General features: G+C 73.3%; 11 protein-coding genes and 1 tRNA gene. 6 read left to right on the forward strand and 6 right to left on the reverse strand.

Annotation, left to right across the window (positions count from 1 at the left end):
- Positions 1-19 precede the first annotated feature (19 nt).
- Both ACFU97_RS09545 and ACFU97_RS09550 read left to right on the forward strand, forming a co-directional pair.
- Positions 20-1,573, forward strand: coding sequence for a DUF6519 domain-containing protein (locus ACFU97_RS09545; RefSeq protein WP_384253179.1), 1,554 nt, complete (start codon positions 20-22; stop codon positions 1,571-1,573).
- Complete coding sequence (locus ACFU97_RS09550) at positions 1,573-2,460, forward strand: peptidoglycan-binding protein (protein WP_384253181.1); 888 nt, start codon at positions 1,573-1,575, stop codon at positions 2,458-2,460. Before ACFU97_RS09545 ends, ACFU97_RS09550 begins: the two co-directional genes overlap by 1 nt.
- A gap of 43 nt (positions 2,461-2,503) precedes the next feature.
- On the opposite strand, the gene ACFU97_RS09555 is transcribed toward ACFU97_RS09550, so the two are convergent.
- The 3 genes from ACFU97_RS09555 to ACFU97_RS09565 all read right to left on the reverse strand — a co-directional run bounded on the left by ACFU97_RS09555 (position 2,504) and on the right by ACFU97_RS09565 (position 8,176).
- The gene (locus ACFU97_RS09555) at positions 2,504-3,874 is read right to left on the reverse strand and encodes a M1 family metallopeptidase (protein WP_384253184.1); all 1,371 of its coding nucleotides are present in this window, start codon (positions 3,872-3,874) and stop codon (positions 2,504-2,506) included.
- Between the two features lie 71 nt (positions 3,875-3,945).
- The gene (locus tag ACFU97_RS09560) at positions 3,946-7,824 is read right to left on the reverse strand and encodes a Pls/PosA family non-ribosomal peptide synthetase (RefSeq protein ID WP_384253187.1); all 3,879 of its coding nucleotides are present in this window, start codon (positions 7,822-7,824) and stop codon (positions 3,946-3,948) included.
- Positions 7,825-8,091: 267 nt separating this feature from the next.
- A tRNA-Leu gene (locus ACFU97_RS09565) sits at positions 8,092-8,176 on the reverse strand.
- A 188-nt stretch (positions 8,177-8,364) separates the two neighbouring features.
- Here ACFU97_RS09565 and ACFU97_RS09570 point away from each other — a divergent pair.
- The 3 genes from ACFU97_RS09570 to ACFU97_RS09580 all read left to right on the forward strand — a co-directional run bounded on the left by ACFU97_RS09570 (position 8,365) and on the right by ACFU97_RS09580 (position 11,017).
- Positions 8,365-9,690: a M20/M25/M40 family metallo-hydrolase gene (locus tag ACFU97_RS09570; RefSeq protein WP_384253189.1), complete on the forward strand. Its 1,326-nt coding sequence runs from the start codon at positions 8,365-8,367 to the stop codon at positions 9,688-9,690.
- 139 nt (positions 9,691-9,829) lie between these two features.
- The gene (gene chpH, locus ACFU97_RS09575) at positions 9,830-10,063 is read left to right on the forward strand and encodes a chaplin ChpH (protein WP_384253192.1); all 234 of its coding nucleotides are present in this window, start codon (positions 9,830-9,832) and stop codon (positions 10,061-10,063) included.
- Between the two features lie 150 nt (positions 10,064-10,213).
- Entirely contained in the window at positions 10,214-11,017 is an 804-nt protein-coding gene (locus ACFU97_RS09580) for a chaplin (RefSeq protein WP_384253195.1), read from the forward strand.
- Positions 11,018-11,130: 113 nt separating this feature from the next.
- Here ACFU97_RS09580 and ACFU97_RS09585 read toward each other — a convergent pair whose 3' ends face one another.
- Positions 11,131-11,319, reverse strand: coding sequence for a DUF5703 family protein (locus ACFU97_RS09585; RefSeq protein ID WP_005485166.1), 189 nt, complete (start codon positions 11,317-11,319; stop codon positions 11,131-11,133).
- A 47-nt stretch (positions 11,320-11,366) separates the two neighbouring features.
- Between ACFU97_RS09585 and ACFU97_RS09590 the strand changes: the two genes are divergently transcribed.
- Positions 11,367-12,086, forward strand: coding sequence for a hypothetical protein (locus tag ACFU97_RS09590; RefSeq protein WP_384253197.1), 720 nt, complete (start codon positions 11,367-11,369; stop codon positions 12,084-12,086).
- A 79-nt stretch (positions 12,087-12,165) separates the two neighbouring features.
- On the opposite strand, the gene ACFU97_RS09595 is transcribed toward ACFU97_RS09590, so the two are convergent.
- Positions 12,166-14,349, reverse strand: a complete 2,184-nt coding sequence (locus ACFU97_RS09595) for a helix-hairpin-helix domain-containing protein (RefSeq protein ID WP_384253200.1) — start codon at positions 14,347-14,349, stop codon at positions 12,166-12,168.
- Positions 14,346-15,332: an aldo/keto reductase gene (locus ACFU97_RS09600; RefSeq protein ID WP_384253203.1), complete on the reverse strand. Its 987-nt coding sequence runs from the start codon at positions 15,330-15,332 to the stop codon at positions 14,346-14,348. Before ACFU97_RS09600 ends, ACFU97_RS09595 begins: the two co-directional genes overlap by 4 nt.
- Between the last annotated feature and the right edge of the window lies 1 nt (position 15,333).

The following is a 15,333-nucleotide window of genomic DNA, read 5'->3' on the forward strand; positions in this document are numbered from 1 at the left end:
AACCAGGGGGACCCCCTTCATGCACGCTGACCTCTCCCGACTCACCTTCCGGCCGGAGCGGCACTACTCCGCGGTCGTCGCCCAGCAGGGCCGGGTCCAGCTCGACGCCGACGCCAACGAGCAGACGGCGATCCAGCTCCACCAGGCCCGCACCCTCGCCGCCGACCTGATCGGCCGCCACGGCGGGCCGCGCGACGCCGCGGGCTTCCGCATCGAGTACGTCGGCGGCAAGCACGACATCGACACCCTCTACATCCACGGCGGGCGCTACTACGTCGACGGCATCCTCCTCGACGCCGACCGTCCGGCCCCGGGCACACCGGTGCCGGACGAGGACACCGACGACGCGGCGGAGGACACCCCGGCGCCGCCGTCGTACTGGACCTACTGGGACCAGCCCGACGCCTTCCGCGACCCGGAGAAGCCCGGCGACCGGCTGCCCTCGCCCGCGCAGTCCCCGTTCGTGGTCTACCTGAACGTCTGGGAGCGCTCGGTGACCGCGGCCGAGGACCCGGCGCTGCGCGAGGTCGCCCTCGGCGCGGCGATGCCGGACACGGCGGCCCGCGTCAAGGTGGTCTGGCAGGTGCTGCCGCTCTCCCTCGGAGAGCTGGCGATCGAGGACGCCGACCCCTCGAAGGAGGTGGTCCGCGCCGCCTTCGAGAAGTGGGCGCAGCGCCAGGCGCTGTCCTCGGCCCGGCTGGCCGCCCGCAGCGAGCGGCCCGACCACGCCGACGAGGACCCGTGCCTGGTCAGGCCGGACGCCCGCTACCGCGGACCGGAGAACCAGCTCTACCGGGTCGAGGTGCACGCCGGCGGCGAGGCGAAGGACGCCACCTTCAAGTGGTCCCGCGAGAACGGCTCCGTCGTCTTCCCGGTCGACGAACTCGACGGAACCTGGGTGCAGTTGGCCTCCCTCGGCAACGACGGGAAGCTGGACCTGGACGTCGGCGACCAGGTGGAGTTCACGGACACGGCGTACTCCTCCCGGCTGGAGGCCCTGCCGCTGCTGCGCGTCGAGGAGCTCGACCTGCCCGGCCGCCGCGTCCGGCTCTCCGCCGAGCCCGACGTGCGCGTGGGGCGGCTGCCGGGGCTGAATCCGTTCCTGCGCCGCTGGGACCATCACGAGGGCCCGAGGCGCAAGGGCCGCACGCCGGGTCTCAAGGGCGGCGCCGTCCCCGTCACGGAGGGGGAGTGGCTGCCCCTGGAGGACGGCGTCGAAGTGTACTTCGCCAAGGGCGGCGGCTACCGCACCGGCGACCACTGGCTGATCCCGGCCCGCACCGCCACCGGCGCGGTCGAGTGGCCCGCCGACCCGGCCCGCCGCCCGCTGCTGCAGGGCCCCGCCGGCATCGCCCGGCACTTCGCCCCGCTGGCCCTGGTCAAGGGCGAGGAGAGCGCCGTCGACCTGCGGCTCGCCTTCGGCCCGCTGGCCAGCAGCATCCCCGCCGCGGACAAGGCCGCCCTCGCGGCGGAGGAGCAGGCGCGGCGGGAGGAGACGGCGGCGGAGGACCCGTCGCACGGGAGGTCGCAGACCACTGCGGAAGCGGAGGCGGCGGCGGAAGGAGACAACTGATGGCCACGCCCATGAGCGCGTCCAAGCTGATCGAGATCCTGCGAGCGGAGGGCGTGACGGTCCACGAGGTGCGCAACTGGCGTACCCACAACCGCAATACGAAGGGGCCCTGGGGCCCGGTGAACGGCGTGATGATCCACCACACCGTCACCTCGGGCACCGAGAACTCCGTCAACATCTGCTACAACGGCTACTCCGGGCTGCCCGGCCCGCTGTGCCACGGCGTCATCGACAAGAAGGGCGAGGTCCACCTCGTCGGCAACGGCCGTGCCAACCATGCCGGGTTGGGCGACAGCGACGTCCTGCGCGCCGTCGTCGACGAGTCGAGGCTGCCGCACGACAACGAGGCCGACACCGACGGCAACCGGCACTTCTACGGCTTCGAGTGCATCAACCTCGGTGACGGCAAGGACCCTTGGCCCGAGGCGCAGAAGGAGGCCATCGAGAAGGTGGCCGCGGCCATCTGCCGGCACTACGGCTGGAGCGAGCGGTCGGTCATCGGCCACAAGGAGTGGCAGCCGGGCAAGCAGGACCCGCGCGGCTTCACCATGGACGGGATGCGCAAGCGCATCGCCGAACGCCTGGCCGGCAAGGGCGGCCAAGGCGGATCGGGCGACCCGAAGCCGCCGTCCAAGCCCCGCTACGCGCCCTTCCCGGGCGGCGGCTTCTTCCACAACGGGCAGAAGTCCGCGCTCGTCACCGCGATGGGCAAGCGTCTGGTCGCCGAGGGCTGCGACCACTACGAGTCCGGCCCCGGCCCCGAGTGGACCGACGCCGACCGCAAGTCCTACCAGGCCTGGCAGCACAAGCTCGGCTTCAAGGGCAAGGACGCCGACGGCATCCCGGGCAAGGTCAGCTGGGACAAGCTGAAGGTGCCCGCGAGCTGACGCCCCCGCCCCGGACGGACAGAGGGACGGACGGCCCGCCCGCCTACGCCGACTCGGCGTTGGTGGGCGGGTGCGTGGGCCGCGCCGGCATCTGCGTGGGCAGCGGCGGCAGTTCCGCGCCGTACAGCCAGGCCTCGAAGAGACCGTCCAGCGGCTCGTCCGCGAACCGGTTGACGTGGGCCGTGAAGGTCTTGGTCGCCACCGCCCCGTCCCGGTGCAGCACCGCCCAGCCGCGCAGCATGCGGAAGAACGCCTCGTCGCCCATCGCGCAGCGCACCGCGTGCAGGGTCAGCCCGCCCCGCTCGTAGAGCCGGTCGTCGAACATCGACTTGCGGCCCGGATCGGCCAGCCGCAGGTCCTGCGGCCGCGAGGACAGCAACCGGTGTGCCACGGCGGCGAGTTGCTGCGCGCTGCGCCCGCCGGACCGCTCCGACCACAGCCACTCGGCGTACTTGGCGAACCCCTCGTTCAGCCAGATCTGCCGCCAGTCCGCGATGGACACGCTGTTGCCGAACCACTGGTGCGCCAGCTCGTGCGCCACCAGCCGCTCCGAACCCCTGGCGCCGTCCACGTGGTTGGCGCCGAACAGCGACAACCCCTGGGCCTCGACGGGGACGTCCAGCTCCTCCTCGGTCACCACGACGGCGTACTCGCCGAACGGGTAGGGGCCGAAGAGCTCCTGGAACAGTTCCATCATCTGCGGCTGGCGCGCGAAGTCCCGGGAGAACTGCGGCAGCAGATGCGCCGGGATGTGCCCGTGCTGCGGCACCCCGCCCGGCCCCGGATCGCCCAGCAGCACCGTCTGGTACTTGCCGATCGCGAGCCCCACCAGATAGCTCGACGTCGGCGCCGGCTGCTCGTACACCCAGGTCGTCGTCGACGCACGCGTGGTGCGGGTCAGCAGCCGGCCGCCCGCCACCACCGCGTACGCCGACGGCGTGGTGATCGAGATCTGGTACGCGGCCTTGTCCGCGGGCCGGTCGTTGCACGGGTACCAGGACGGCGCCCCGATCGGCTGGCTGGCCACCAGCGCCCCGTCCTCCAGCTCCTCCCAGCCGAGCCCGCCCCACGGGCTGTTCACCGGCTTGGGGTTGCCGGACCACTGCACCTCGACGGTGAAGGCGGCACCGGCCCGCACGGGCTTGGCGGGGCGGACCCGCAGCTTCCCGCCGCGGTGCGTGTAGTGCGGCTGACGCCCGTCCACCCGGACCCGGCCGATCTTGAAGTCGGAGAGGTTGAGGAAGAACTCGGACAGCGGCGACCGGCCCGCTATGGCGTTGATGCGGGCGGTCCCGGCCAGCCGGTTCGGGCCCGGGCGGTAGTCCAGCGTGAGTTCGTAGCGGTGCACCCGGTACCGGGCGTCACCGTGGTCCGGGAAGTACGGGTCCGAACCCGCCTGCTGCTGAACTGCCACTGCCGCTTCTGCTCCCTGCGCCGAATCGCCACTCGCCGGTACCCCGCTCACCGGTTCCGAGTGACCCGCGCTCAGGGACGCCATGCCTCGATCGGGTTGCCCAGCCAGCGGGTGTCGTCCGGGACGCACTCCGCTGCCATGACGAGCGACGCGGGACCCAGGGTGGTGCGGGCCCCGATCGTGCTGCCGGGCAGCACGATCCCGCCAGGGCCCAGCGTGGCACCCTCACGGAGAACCACAGTATCCGTCCGCAAGATCCGGTCGTGGAAGAGGTGGGTCTGCAGGACGCAGCCGCGGTTCACGGTCGCCGCGTCCTCCAGGGTCACCAGGTCGGTCTCCGGCAGCCAGTAGCTCTCCACCCACACGCCCTTGCCGATCCTGGCGCCCAGGCCGCGCAGCCAGCCCGTCATCAGCGGCGTTCCCGGCACCATCGCGGCGAGCCAGGGCACGGCGACGACCTCGACGAAGGTGTCCGCCAGCTCGTTGCGCCAGACGAAGCCGCTCCACAGCGGGTGCTCGCCCGTGCGATGCCGCCCCACCAGCAGCCACTTCGCGACGACCGAGACTAGCGCCGCGGCCCCGCCGGCCACCAGCAGCACCAGCCCGGACAGCAGCGGCGCCCACGGCCCGAGCAGGCACAGCAGCGCCACCGTCGCCGCCGCGAGGGCCGCCGAGCAGAACACCGGCACGATCCGGCACAGCTCCACCAGACCGCGCGCCCACAGCAGCCGGGCCGGCGGGTCGTAGGTCAGGCTCTGGTCGCCGGACTCGGCGTTGCGCGGCAGCCTCACGGGCGGCAGCCCCAGGTAGGAGCTGCCCTTCTTCGCCTTCTTCGGCGTCGCCGACAGCACCCCGACCAGACCGCCGTCCGGCACGCTGCGCCCCGGCGCGGTCATCCCGGAGTTGCCGAGGAAGGCCCGCCGACCGATCTCCGCACGCCCGATCCGCATCCAGCCACGGCCGAGCTCGTACGGCGCGGTCAGCGTGTCGTCGGCCAGGAACGCGCCCTCGCCGACCGTCGTCAGACTCGGCAGCGCGAGCACCGTGGAAACCTCGGCGCCGCGCCCGACGCGCATCCCGAGCAGCCGCAGCCACACCGGCGTGACCAGCCCGGCGTACAGCGGGAACAGCGTCTCGCGGGAGCGGTCCATCAGCTGGGTGACGGTCCAGGCCTGCCAGCCGGTCCGGCTGTGCGTCGGATACGTGCCCTCGCGCAGCCCCAGGCTCAGCAGCCGTACGGAGACCAGGATCAGCAGCGCGTACGCCGCCCCGAAGGCCAGCGTCGCCGGGACCAGGGCGAGCGCGGCGCCCCGCACGGGCGCGGCCGGGTCGACGAGCGCACGCGCCACGAGGAACGCGGCGCCGCCCGCCAGCAGCGGCAGCGCGGAGAGCGCGAGGCCGGTCAGGCCGTACATCACCCGCCAGTACGTGCCCCGCTGCGGGCGCTCCTTGGGCCAGTGGCGCTTGGCCTTGCCGAGCTTGACGGCGGGCGCGCCGGCCCAGCGCTGGCCGGTCGGGATCTGCCCGCCGACCGCCGAGCCCGGCGCCACCTCGGCGCGCTTGCCCACGCGGGCGCCCGGGAAGAGCATGCTGCGGGTGCCGACGGTGGCGTGCGCGCCGACCTTGACCGCGCCGATCTCCAGCCGGTCGCCGTCCAGCCAGTAGCCGGACAGGTCGACCTCGGACTCCACGGCCGCGCCCCGGCCCAGCTTGAGCAGACCGGTGACCGGGGGCAGCGAGTGCAGGTCGACGTCCTGGCCGACCTTGGCGCCCAGCGCCCGCGCGTACCGCTCCAGCCAGGAGCCGGTCAGCGAGGTCGCGCCGCTGAACTCGGCCAGCCGCTCGGCCGTCCACAGCCGCAGATGCACGCCGCCGCCGCGCGGGTACCGGCCGGGCTCCACGCCGCGCAGCAGGAGCCGCGCACCGCCCGCGGCGATCGCGAGCCTCCCTGGCGGGGTGAACAGCACGAGGGCACCGGCGGCGAGCAGCCACCAGGGGGCCGTCGGCAGCCACGCGTAGGCCGGCAGCAGATTCCCGGCCGCGGCCAGCGCGATCGTCCAGCGCAGACCGAGCAGGGTGAACAGCGGGACCAGCACCAGGAGCTGGATCACCTTGGCGCGCACCGGCACCGGGGCGACGGTGCGCCCGGCGCCGTCGTCCGTCACCGACTCCTCGAGCCGGCGGGCCAGCTTGCGCAGGGTGGGCTGCTGGTAGATGTCGAGTACGGCCGCGCTCGGGTAGCGGGTGCGCAGCCTCGTGGTCAGCTGGGCGGCCGCCAGGCTGCCGCCGCCGATCGCGAAGAAGTCGTCGCGGGCACTGGTGACGGGGATGCCGAGGACTTCCGTCCACTGCTCGGCCAGCCACGCCTCGGTGCCGTAGAGCTGCTCGGCGGGCCCGCCGGTCTCCAGGCCCTGAAGCGGCCAGGGCAGCGCGTTGCGGTCGACCTTGCCGCTGGTCCGCGTCGGCAGGTCCTCGACCGGGGCCAGCAACGGCACGAGCGCGGCGGGCAGTTCGGCGCGCAGCTTCTCCACGGCGGTCGCGTGGTCCCAGCCGTCCTGGGTGACGACGTAGCCGACGAGGAGCTGGTTGCCGCTGCGCGCTGTGCGCACGGCCGCCGCGGCGCCCGCGACACCGGGCAGCGCCTGCAGGGCCGCGTCCACCTCGCCGAGCTCGATGCGGCGTCCGCCGAGCTTGATCTGCTCGTCGGCCCGCCCGAGGAAGACCAGCCCCTCCGGCTCGGCCTTGACCAGGTCACCGCTGCGGTACGCCCGCTCCCAGCCCAGGGACTCCAGCGGCGCGTACTTCTCCGCGTCCTTCTCGGCGTCGAGGTACCGGGCGAGCCCGACCCCGCCGATCACCAGCTGCCCGGTGCCGCCCATCGGCACGGGCTCGCCGGCCTCGTCGACGACGGCCAGCTCGTAGCCGTCCAGCGGCAGCCCGATCCGGATGGGTTCGTCGCCGGACATCAGCGAGGCGCAGGCCACGACGGTCGCCTCGGTGGGTCCGTACGTGTTCCAGACCTCGCGTCCCTCGGTCACCAGCCGCTGCACCAGCTCGGGCGGGCAGGCCTCGCCGCCGAAGATCAGCAGGCGTACGTCGTTGAGGGTCTCGGACTCCCAGAGCGAGGCGAGCGTCGGGACCGTGGACACCACGGTGATCTCCTGCTCGACCAGCCAGGGCCCGAGGTCGGCCCCGCTGCGGACCTGCGAGCGCGGCACCGGCACCAGACAGGCGCCGTACCGCCACGCCAGCCACATCTCCTCGCAGGAGGCGTCGAAGGCGACGGACAGCCCGGCCATGACCCGGTCGCAGGGGCCGATCGGGTCCTCGGTGAGGAACAGCGCCGCCTCGGCGTCCACGAACGCGGCGGCGCTGCGGTGACCGACCGCGACGCCCTTGGGCTTGCCGGTGGAGCCGGAGGTGAAGATGATCCACGCGTCGTGCTCGCCGCCCGGCCGCGCGGCGGGGACGTCGCTGCGCCCGTTGACGGTCAGTTCGTGCCCGGCCCCGACGACGGCCCGTACCCCGGCCTCCCCGAAGACCAGCTCGGCCCGCTCGTCGGGGTCCTCGGCGTCCACGGGGACGTAGGCCGCGCCCGCGGCGAGGACCGCCAGGATGGCCACGTAGAGGTCGTTGGTGCCGGACGGCACGCGGACGCCCACCCGGTCGCCGAGCCCGACCCCGGCGGCGCCGAGCCGCCGGCGCAGCTGCTCCACCTCGGCGGCCAGCGCGCGGTAGGTGAGGCGCGTGGTGCCGTCGTCGAGGGCGAGCTCGTCCGGGAAGGAGCGCACGGAGGCGTCGAAGATGTCGACGAGGGTGCGCGGAGAGGCCGCCTGACCTCCCGAAAAGCGGGCGATGTCGCCGAACTGCTGGTCGATCTCCTCGTGGATCTCAGCGCTGAGCTCTTCGTCGAGCAGGCCGAGAGCGCTGCTCTCGTGTATGGCTGCCATCGGTCCTCGCGTCTCGATCCCGGAAGCCTCCGGGGCGCTGGCGGGCCCGCAGGTCTGCCTGGGGTTGTCCGGCTCCAGCTCCGTAACAAGCCGGAAATTTTAGTACGAACGCTAGGTTGGCCCCCATGAATCGGCCACTCGGACGGGCCGCCCGGGGGTGCGCGAGGGCCCACCGGAGCTGCTGACCTGGCTGTCTTCCGGGGAAGGAGAGATGCCCCACACAACGAGTGAGGCCGTGACCCCGGGGGGTCACGGCCTCACTCGTTGTGTCCGAGGGGGGACTTGAACCCCCACGCCCGATAAAGGGCACTAGCACCTCAAGCTAGCGCGTCTGCCATTCCGCCACCCGGACAAGGTGTCTGTCGTGTGCGGGGAGTGCCCGCGGCGACGAGAGAAACACTACCAGGCTTTGAAGGGGTCCCTGGTCACCCCCCGTCCGGCGTGAACGGCGTGTGACGGGCGGGGTCCGCTCTTGGGGAGGGAGCGGGCGGAGAGGGAGGATGAGGGGAACCACCAGCAGTGACAGCGGGAGGAAGCAGCGTGAGTGAGACGGGCACGGCCAAGGGCGTCTCCGGCGAGGACGAGGTCGTGGACCTCTGCCGCGAGCTGATCCAGATCGACACCAGCAACTACGGCGACCACTCGGGTCCGGGTGAGCGCAAGGCGGCCGAGTACGTCGCCGGGAAGCTCGCCGAGGTCGGTCTCGAACCGGAGATCTTCGAGTCGCACCCCGGCCGGGCCTCCACGGTGGCCCGCATCGAGGGCGAGGACCCCTCGCGGCCCGCGCTCCTCATCCACGGTCACCTCGACGTCGTGCCGGCCAACGCCGGCGACTGGACCCACCACCCCTTCTCCGGCGAGGTCGCCGACGGGTGCGTGTGGGGCCGCGGCGCCGTCGACATGAAGGACATGGACGCCATGACCCTGGCGGTCGTGCGCGACCGGCTGCGCAGCGGCCGCAGGCCCCCGCGCGACATCGTCCTGGCCTTCCTCGCCGACGAGGAGGCGGGCGGCACGTACGGCGCCAAGCACCTGGTCGACAAGCACCCCGGCCTGTTCGAGGGCGTGACCGAGGCGATCAGCGAGGTGGGCGGCTTCTCCTTCACGGTCAGCGAGCAGCGGCGGTTGTACCTGATCCAGACGGCCGAGAAGGGCATGCACTGGATGAAGCTGACCGTGGCCGGCACCGCCGGGCACGGGTCGATGATCCACCGCGACAACGCGATCACCGAGCTGTCGGAGGCGGTCGCGCGCCTGGGCCGGCACAAGTTCCCGGTCCGCGTGACCAAGACGACCCGGGCCTTCCTCGACGAACTCGGCGACGCGCTCGGCACGGAGCTGGACCCGGAGGACATGGAGTCCACGCTGGCCAGGCTCGGCGGCATCGCCAAGCTCATCGGCGCGACCCTGAGCAACACCGCCAACCCCACCCAGCTCGGCGCGGGCTACAAGGTCAACGTCATCCCGGGCGAGGCCACCGCCCACGTCGACGGGCGCTTCCTGCCCGGCTTCGAGGAGGAGTTCCTCACCGACCTCGACAAGGTCCTCGGGCCCAAGGTGAAGCGCGAGGACGTGCACGCCGACAAGGCCGTCGAGACGACCTTCGACGGCGCGCTGGTGGAGGCCATGCAGTCGGCGCTGGTCGCCGAGGACCCGGCCGCCAAGGCGATCCCGTACATGCTCTCCGGCGGCACGGACGCCAAGTCCTTCGACGACCTCGGCATCCGCGGCTTCGGCTTCGCGCCGCTCAAGCTGCCCCCGGAGCTGGACTTCGCCGGCATGTTCCACGGTGTCGACGAGCGGGTGCCGGTCGACGGCCTGCAGTTCGGCGTGCGCGTGCTCGACCGGTTCATCGACGCGTCGTGACCTTCGTAATCGGCAGCGCGTACGGAGCCGGACCGAGACGAGTGAATGCGACGATCAGCTCGTAGCTCCATCACTCCCTCCTCGTTACAGGTAATGCGATCAGCGACACGAGATCGCATGTGCCAACAAGGAGGAAGTAATGCTCAAGAAGGTCGTCGCTGCTGCGGCTGCCACTGGTGGTCTGGTTCTCGCGGGTGCGGGCCTGGCCGTCGCCGACTCCGGTGCTCAGGGTGCCGCGGTGCACTCCCCGGGCATCGTGTCCGGCAACGTCGTTCAGGTTCCGGTGCACGTCCCGGTGAACGTCTGCGGCAACACGGTCTCCGTGATCGGGCTGCTGAACCCCGCCTTCGGCAACACCTGCATCAACAAGTGACGCCGATCCGCTGAGGATCGCTCACGCCGTCGGCTCCGGAGCGCGCGCCACGCGCTCCGGGGCCGACCGGCCGTTGCCGTGGATTTCTTCGAACGATTTCGCGGATCCGCGAGATTCCAGGTCAGGATCGAAGGCAGGGAGAATTCAGCAATGCGACAGGTCACCCGCAAGGGCCTGATGACCGTGGCGGCCGCGACCGGCGTGCTCGCCGCGGCGGGCGGATACGCCCACGCCGACTCGGGCGCGAACGGCTCCGGTTCCAACTCGCCGGGCATCCTCTCCGGCAACACCGTGCAGGCCCCGGTGCACGTGCCGGTGAACGTCTGCGGCAACACGGTGGACGTCGTCGGGATCCTCAACCCGGCCATGGGGAACTCCTGCGCCAACGAGGGCGGCAGCGGCTCCTCCGGGGCGCACCACGGCTCGCACGCCGGCGGGCATGCCAGTGACTCACCCGGTGTGGGCTCCGGCAACACCGTGCAGGTGCCGATCGACGTGCCGGTGAACGTCTGCGGGAACAGCGTGAACGTCGTCGGCGTCGGCAACGCCGTCAAGGACAACGACTGCTCCAACGGCGGTTCGGGCGGCGGGCATCGGACGCCTCCCGGCAACCCGGGCACTCCGGGTCACCCGGGCCATCCCGGTCACCCAGGCCACCCGGGCCACCCGGGCCACCCCGGTCACCCGGGTCACCCTGGTCACCCGGGCAACCCCTCGCACCCCGGCACCCCGAGCACCCCGCCGAAGACCGGCGGTTCGACGCCGGGCGGCTCCACGCCGGGCGGCTCCACGCACCCCAACCACCCGGGCACCCAGACGGTCACCCAGCCCAAGGGCGGTGCGCAGCTCGCCCACACGGGCAGCGACCTGCCGATCGGTGTCGCGCTCCCGGTGGGCGCGGGTGCGCTGCTGGCCGGCGCGGTCATGTACCGCAAGGCGCGCGCTTCGGTCTGAACCGGAGCAGACACACATGAAGCACCGCGAACTTCCCCGGCGGTGCGCAGAACGGAGCGGGCCCCGTGCATGCGGGGCCCGCTCCGTCTCGTCGTCGCGTCCTGGGCCTCAGCTCACCACGTGGCTCGCACCTGGCGGATGATCCGCCGGCGCAACCGCACTCTGCGGCTGCCGTCGCGCAGCAGGCTCAGACGGTCCAACTCCCAGTGTCCGTACTCGGCATGGTCCGTCAGCAGGCGTGTGGCGTCCTTGCGGGAGACCCCGCGCGGTACGTACACGTCGACAAATTCGTATTCCGGCATCGCATCTATTGTGCGGGCTGGGGCCCGGTACGGATAGCGTCTGCACTATGTCTGATGCTGCGCAGCCCACCGCTGCCGAGGTACGAGCCGCCGCCGAGGCGGTCAAGACCGCGCTCGACCGCCACCTGGCCGCGGTCGAACGCAGGTCCGGGGAGGACGACCCGGCCGTCTACGAGGCGTTCAACGAGCTCGCCGCGGCCGCCGAGACGTACGACGAGCTGCTCTACGACCGCTACGACGAGGTCACGCCCTTCGAGATCCCCGGTGCGGAGGACGCGCTGCCGCCGTACACCGGTCCCGAGGAGCCGAACGCCCTGAGCGTGCTCATCCGCCGTGACTACGCGGTCGTCGAGCCGCAGCGGCTGCTGGCACAGGCACAGCGCGTGGAGGCGGCGGACTCCGACGACTCCCGGAGCTCCGGCACCGAGGCGTCGGCGACGGTGCACGGCGCGCTGGGCATCCTCTTCGGCGAGTTCGAACCGGACGAGATTGCCTCGCGGCACAAGGAGTTCGGGCTGGAGGAGGGCGACTCCACGCTCTGGGTGACGGCCACGGACGAACCGGCCGAGCCCGGCGAGTGGCTGGAGGCGCCGTTCGAGCAGATCGACCCGCAGCGGGTGGTCTGCCGCTTCGACGTCAGCGCCGTCTTCGACGACGAGCTCGACGACGTGGGCCTGGAGGACGTGGACGAGGAGGACCTCGACGACGAGCTCGACGCCGACCTCGACGGCGAGGAGGACCTGGAGCCGCTCGACGCGGAGCGCTGACACGGCGCACCGGCACGACGGCCCGGCGGCGGTTCTGGGGGAGACCCCGGGACCGCCGCCGCCATGTCCGCCGGGTGGGTCAGCCGGTGGCCGGAGTCTGCGTCGCCAGCAGCAGCGGGAGGCGCGTGGTGCGGGGCTTGGCCAGGACCTCGGCCACGGCCCGGGGCAGCGCCTGCTCCACACCGTGGACCACGGACAGATGACGGCCCGCCCTGCCGAACGCCGTGTAGACCCACGGGCGGCTCAGGGCCTGCGCCGCGTCCCCGGGCAGCACCACGACCGCCGCGGGCCAGCGGTCGCCCACCGCCTGGTGCGCGGTCAGCGCCCACCCGTGCCGCACGGACTGCTCCACCCGCTCCTTCGGAACCACGACGGAGAGGCCCGCGCACGACAGGTGCAGCCCCTCGGCGTCGGCCTTCACGACGGTCCCCGCGGCCGTACGCCCGGGCGTGGGGGAGTAGGCCACCCGGTCGCCGGGGTCGAAGCCGCCGAAGCGGCCGGGGCCGGGGTTGAGGCGTTCCTTCAGTGCCGCGTTGAGCACGCGCGTCCCCGCCGCGCCGCCGTGCCCAGGAGTGATCACCACGGTCTGCTCGGACGGGACGCCGATGGCCCGCGGCACCGAGTCCGCGACGAGCTGCACTGTCCGGTGCACGGCCTCGCCCGCGTCCCGCACGGGGACGATGACGACCTCCTTGCCGGGCGCCTCGACCTGCTGGAGCTCGCCGATGCCCACGCCCGAGACCAGCTCGCCCAAGGGGCCCGGGTCCGGCATCCGGGAGGCGACCCGCGGGCAGATCCGGGCGCCCAGCAGATCGGCGAACACCCGACCGGGGCCCGCCGACCACAGCACCGCCGGGTCACCGGCCAGCACCAGCCGGGCGCCGTCCGGGAGCGACTCGATCAGCAGGGCGCCCGTCTCGACGTCCAGCTGGGGTGCGTCGAGCACCACGAGGAGGTCCAGGTCCAGCGCGCCGTCGGCGTCCCGTCCCGGGCCCTCGGCACCGGAGAGCAGACCGCCGACGGTGGCGGCGCAGACGGCGCCGGGCTCGGCGCCGTCGGGCCCCTGCCCGGCCCACAGCGCCGCGAACCGGTCGCGGCCGCCGGGGGTGTGCGTGGCCGCCCAGACGCGCAGCCCGAGGCCGGCCGCCGCACGCAGGAGGGCCGCCGGCTCGGCCAGGGAGGCCTCGCCGCCGGTGTGCAGCACCAGGCCGTGGCCGGCGACCGCGCGCAGGAGCTCGGCGGTGGAGCCCTGGGCAGCGGCGGCGGCCCGCTCCCAGTCCTCGGCCGAACCGTCCTGCTTGGGCACCGAGTTGACGAGCCGGGCCAGACCGTCGGCGAGGCTCTCCTCCGCGAGCGCGTACCGCTCCAGGCCGATCAGGACGCGGACCGGACGCTCCTCGGGCTCCTCGCCCTCCTCGGCCGCCTGCGGCTCCGGCGCGGTCGGATCGAGGACGTCCTGGAAGACCAGTGCCTCGCCCTCCGCGACGGTGCTCTGCACGGCCGCCTCGGTGTCCGGCACGCTTCGCTGGGCCAGCGCCGCGGTGAGCGCGGACATCTCCAGGGCCGTGTGCCCGGCGAGCGCCGCCTGCTCCAGCAGCCAGCCCGTCAGCGCCCGGCCCCGCCGCTCGTCGTCCGGCCGGCAGTCCGCGCCGAGCAGCGCCCGCGCGAAGCCGTCGGCCTGCTCGGGCCGCACTCCGCCGAGGCGCAGCAGCAGCCAGGGATCGGCCCGCAGCCGCTCGTCCGCCTCCTCGCCGCGAGCGGCGGCGGCCGGTGCGGCGAGGGTCTCCGGGGCGCCGCCGTCGGCGAGGACGCGCCCCACCGCGCCGACCGCCTCCGGCGCGGGACCGGCGGCCGGTGTTGCCTGCGGCGCGGGCTGCGGCCGTCGTACCGGCTCGGGGGCGGGGCGGCGGGGAGCGGCCGCGGGCTCGTCGAAGACCGTGGAGGCGGGCTTCCGGCCGCTCTCCACGGCCCGCACGGCGGCGAGCAGATCGGCGGCCTTCCCGCTGAGCTTCGCGCCGCTGTCGACGGGCCCGGCCTTCTCGGCCTTGCGCCGCTCGATCCGCTCCCGCTCGAGCCGCTGCGCCGCCAACTCGGCCTCGGCCTCGGACTTCCCGGCCGTGCCCGCGCCGTCGCCCTCGGCCGCCTCGGCGCTCCCGTCCCCGGCCGCCGCCCCGGCGGCGTCCGCCTCCGCCACCTCGTCCTGCGCAGCCGCGCCCGGCGTCCCCGGCTCGGCGTTCTCCGTGGTCTCGGGGTCCGTGCTCACAGCGTGCTCCAGTCGTGATCGGGATAGCGGTGCACGGGCGCCGACACGTCGTCGAGAGCCCGGCAGATCTCGTCAGGAAGACTAAGGGCCTCCACTGACAATGCCGCCGTGAGCTGCTGCGCGTTGCGCGGACCGACGACGGGGGCGGTCACGCCCGGCCGGTCGCGGATCCAGGCGAGCGCGACCTGAAGGGGCGTCACCGCGAGCCCGTCCGCCGCGGTCTGCACGGCGTCCACGATGCGGCCGGCCGTGTCGTCGAGGTACGGCGCGACGAAGGGCGCCAGGTGCTCCGAGGCGCCGCGCGAGTCGGGCGGCGCGGCGTCGCCCCGGTACTTGCCCGTCAGGACCCCGCGGCCCAGCGGCGAGGACGGCAGCAGGCCGATGCCGAGGTCCAGCGCGGCCGGCAGCACCTCGCGCTCCACGCCGCGCTGCAGCAGTGAGTACTCCATCTGCGAACTCGCCAGCCGGACCCGGGTCCCGGGCGCCGCCAGCTGCCACGTCGCCGCCTTCGCGAGCTGCCAGCCGCAGAAGTTGGAGACCCCGGCGTAGCGCGCGCGACCGCTGCTGACGGCCAGGTCGAGGGCGTGGAGGGTCTCGTCGAGCGGGGTGCAGGGATCGTAGGCGTGGATGTGCCAGACGTCGACGTAGTCCGTGCCGAGGCGGGCGAGCGAGGCGTCCAGCGCGGAGAGCAGATGCCCGCGCGAGCCGTCGACGCGGCGGTCCGGGTCCGGCACGCTGCCGGCCTTCGTCGAGATCACCAGGTCCCGGCGCGGGACCAGGCCTTCTATGAGGCGTCCGAGGAGGTACTCGGCCTCTCCGTCGCCGTACACGTCCGCCGTGTCGACGAGGTTCCCGCCCGCTTCCCAGAACGCCTTCAAGAGGTCCGCGGCGTCGTGCTCGTCGGTGTCCCTGCCCCAGGTGAGGGTGCCGAGTCCGATGCGGGACACGCGAAGACCGGTACGGCCGAGATGCCTCTGCTCCATG

This window comes from Streptomyces sp. NPDC057616, assembly GCF_042800575.1.
In the GTDB taxonomy this organism is placed as follows: domain Bacteria; phylum Actinomycetota; class Actinomycetes; order Streptomycetales; family Streptomycetaceae; genus Streptomyces.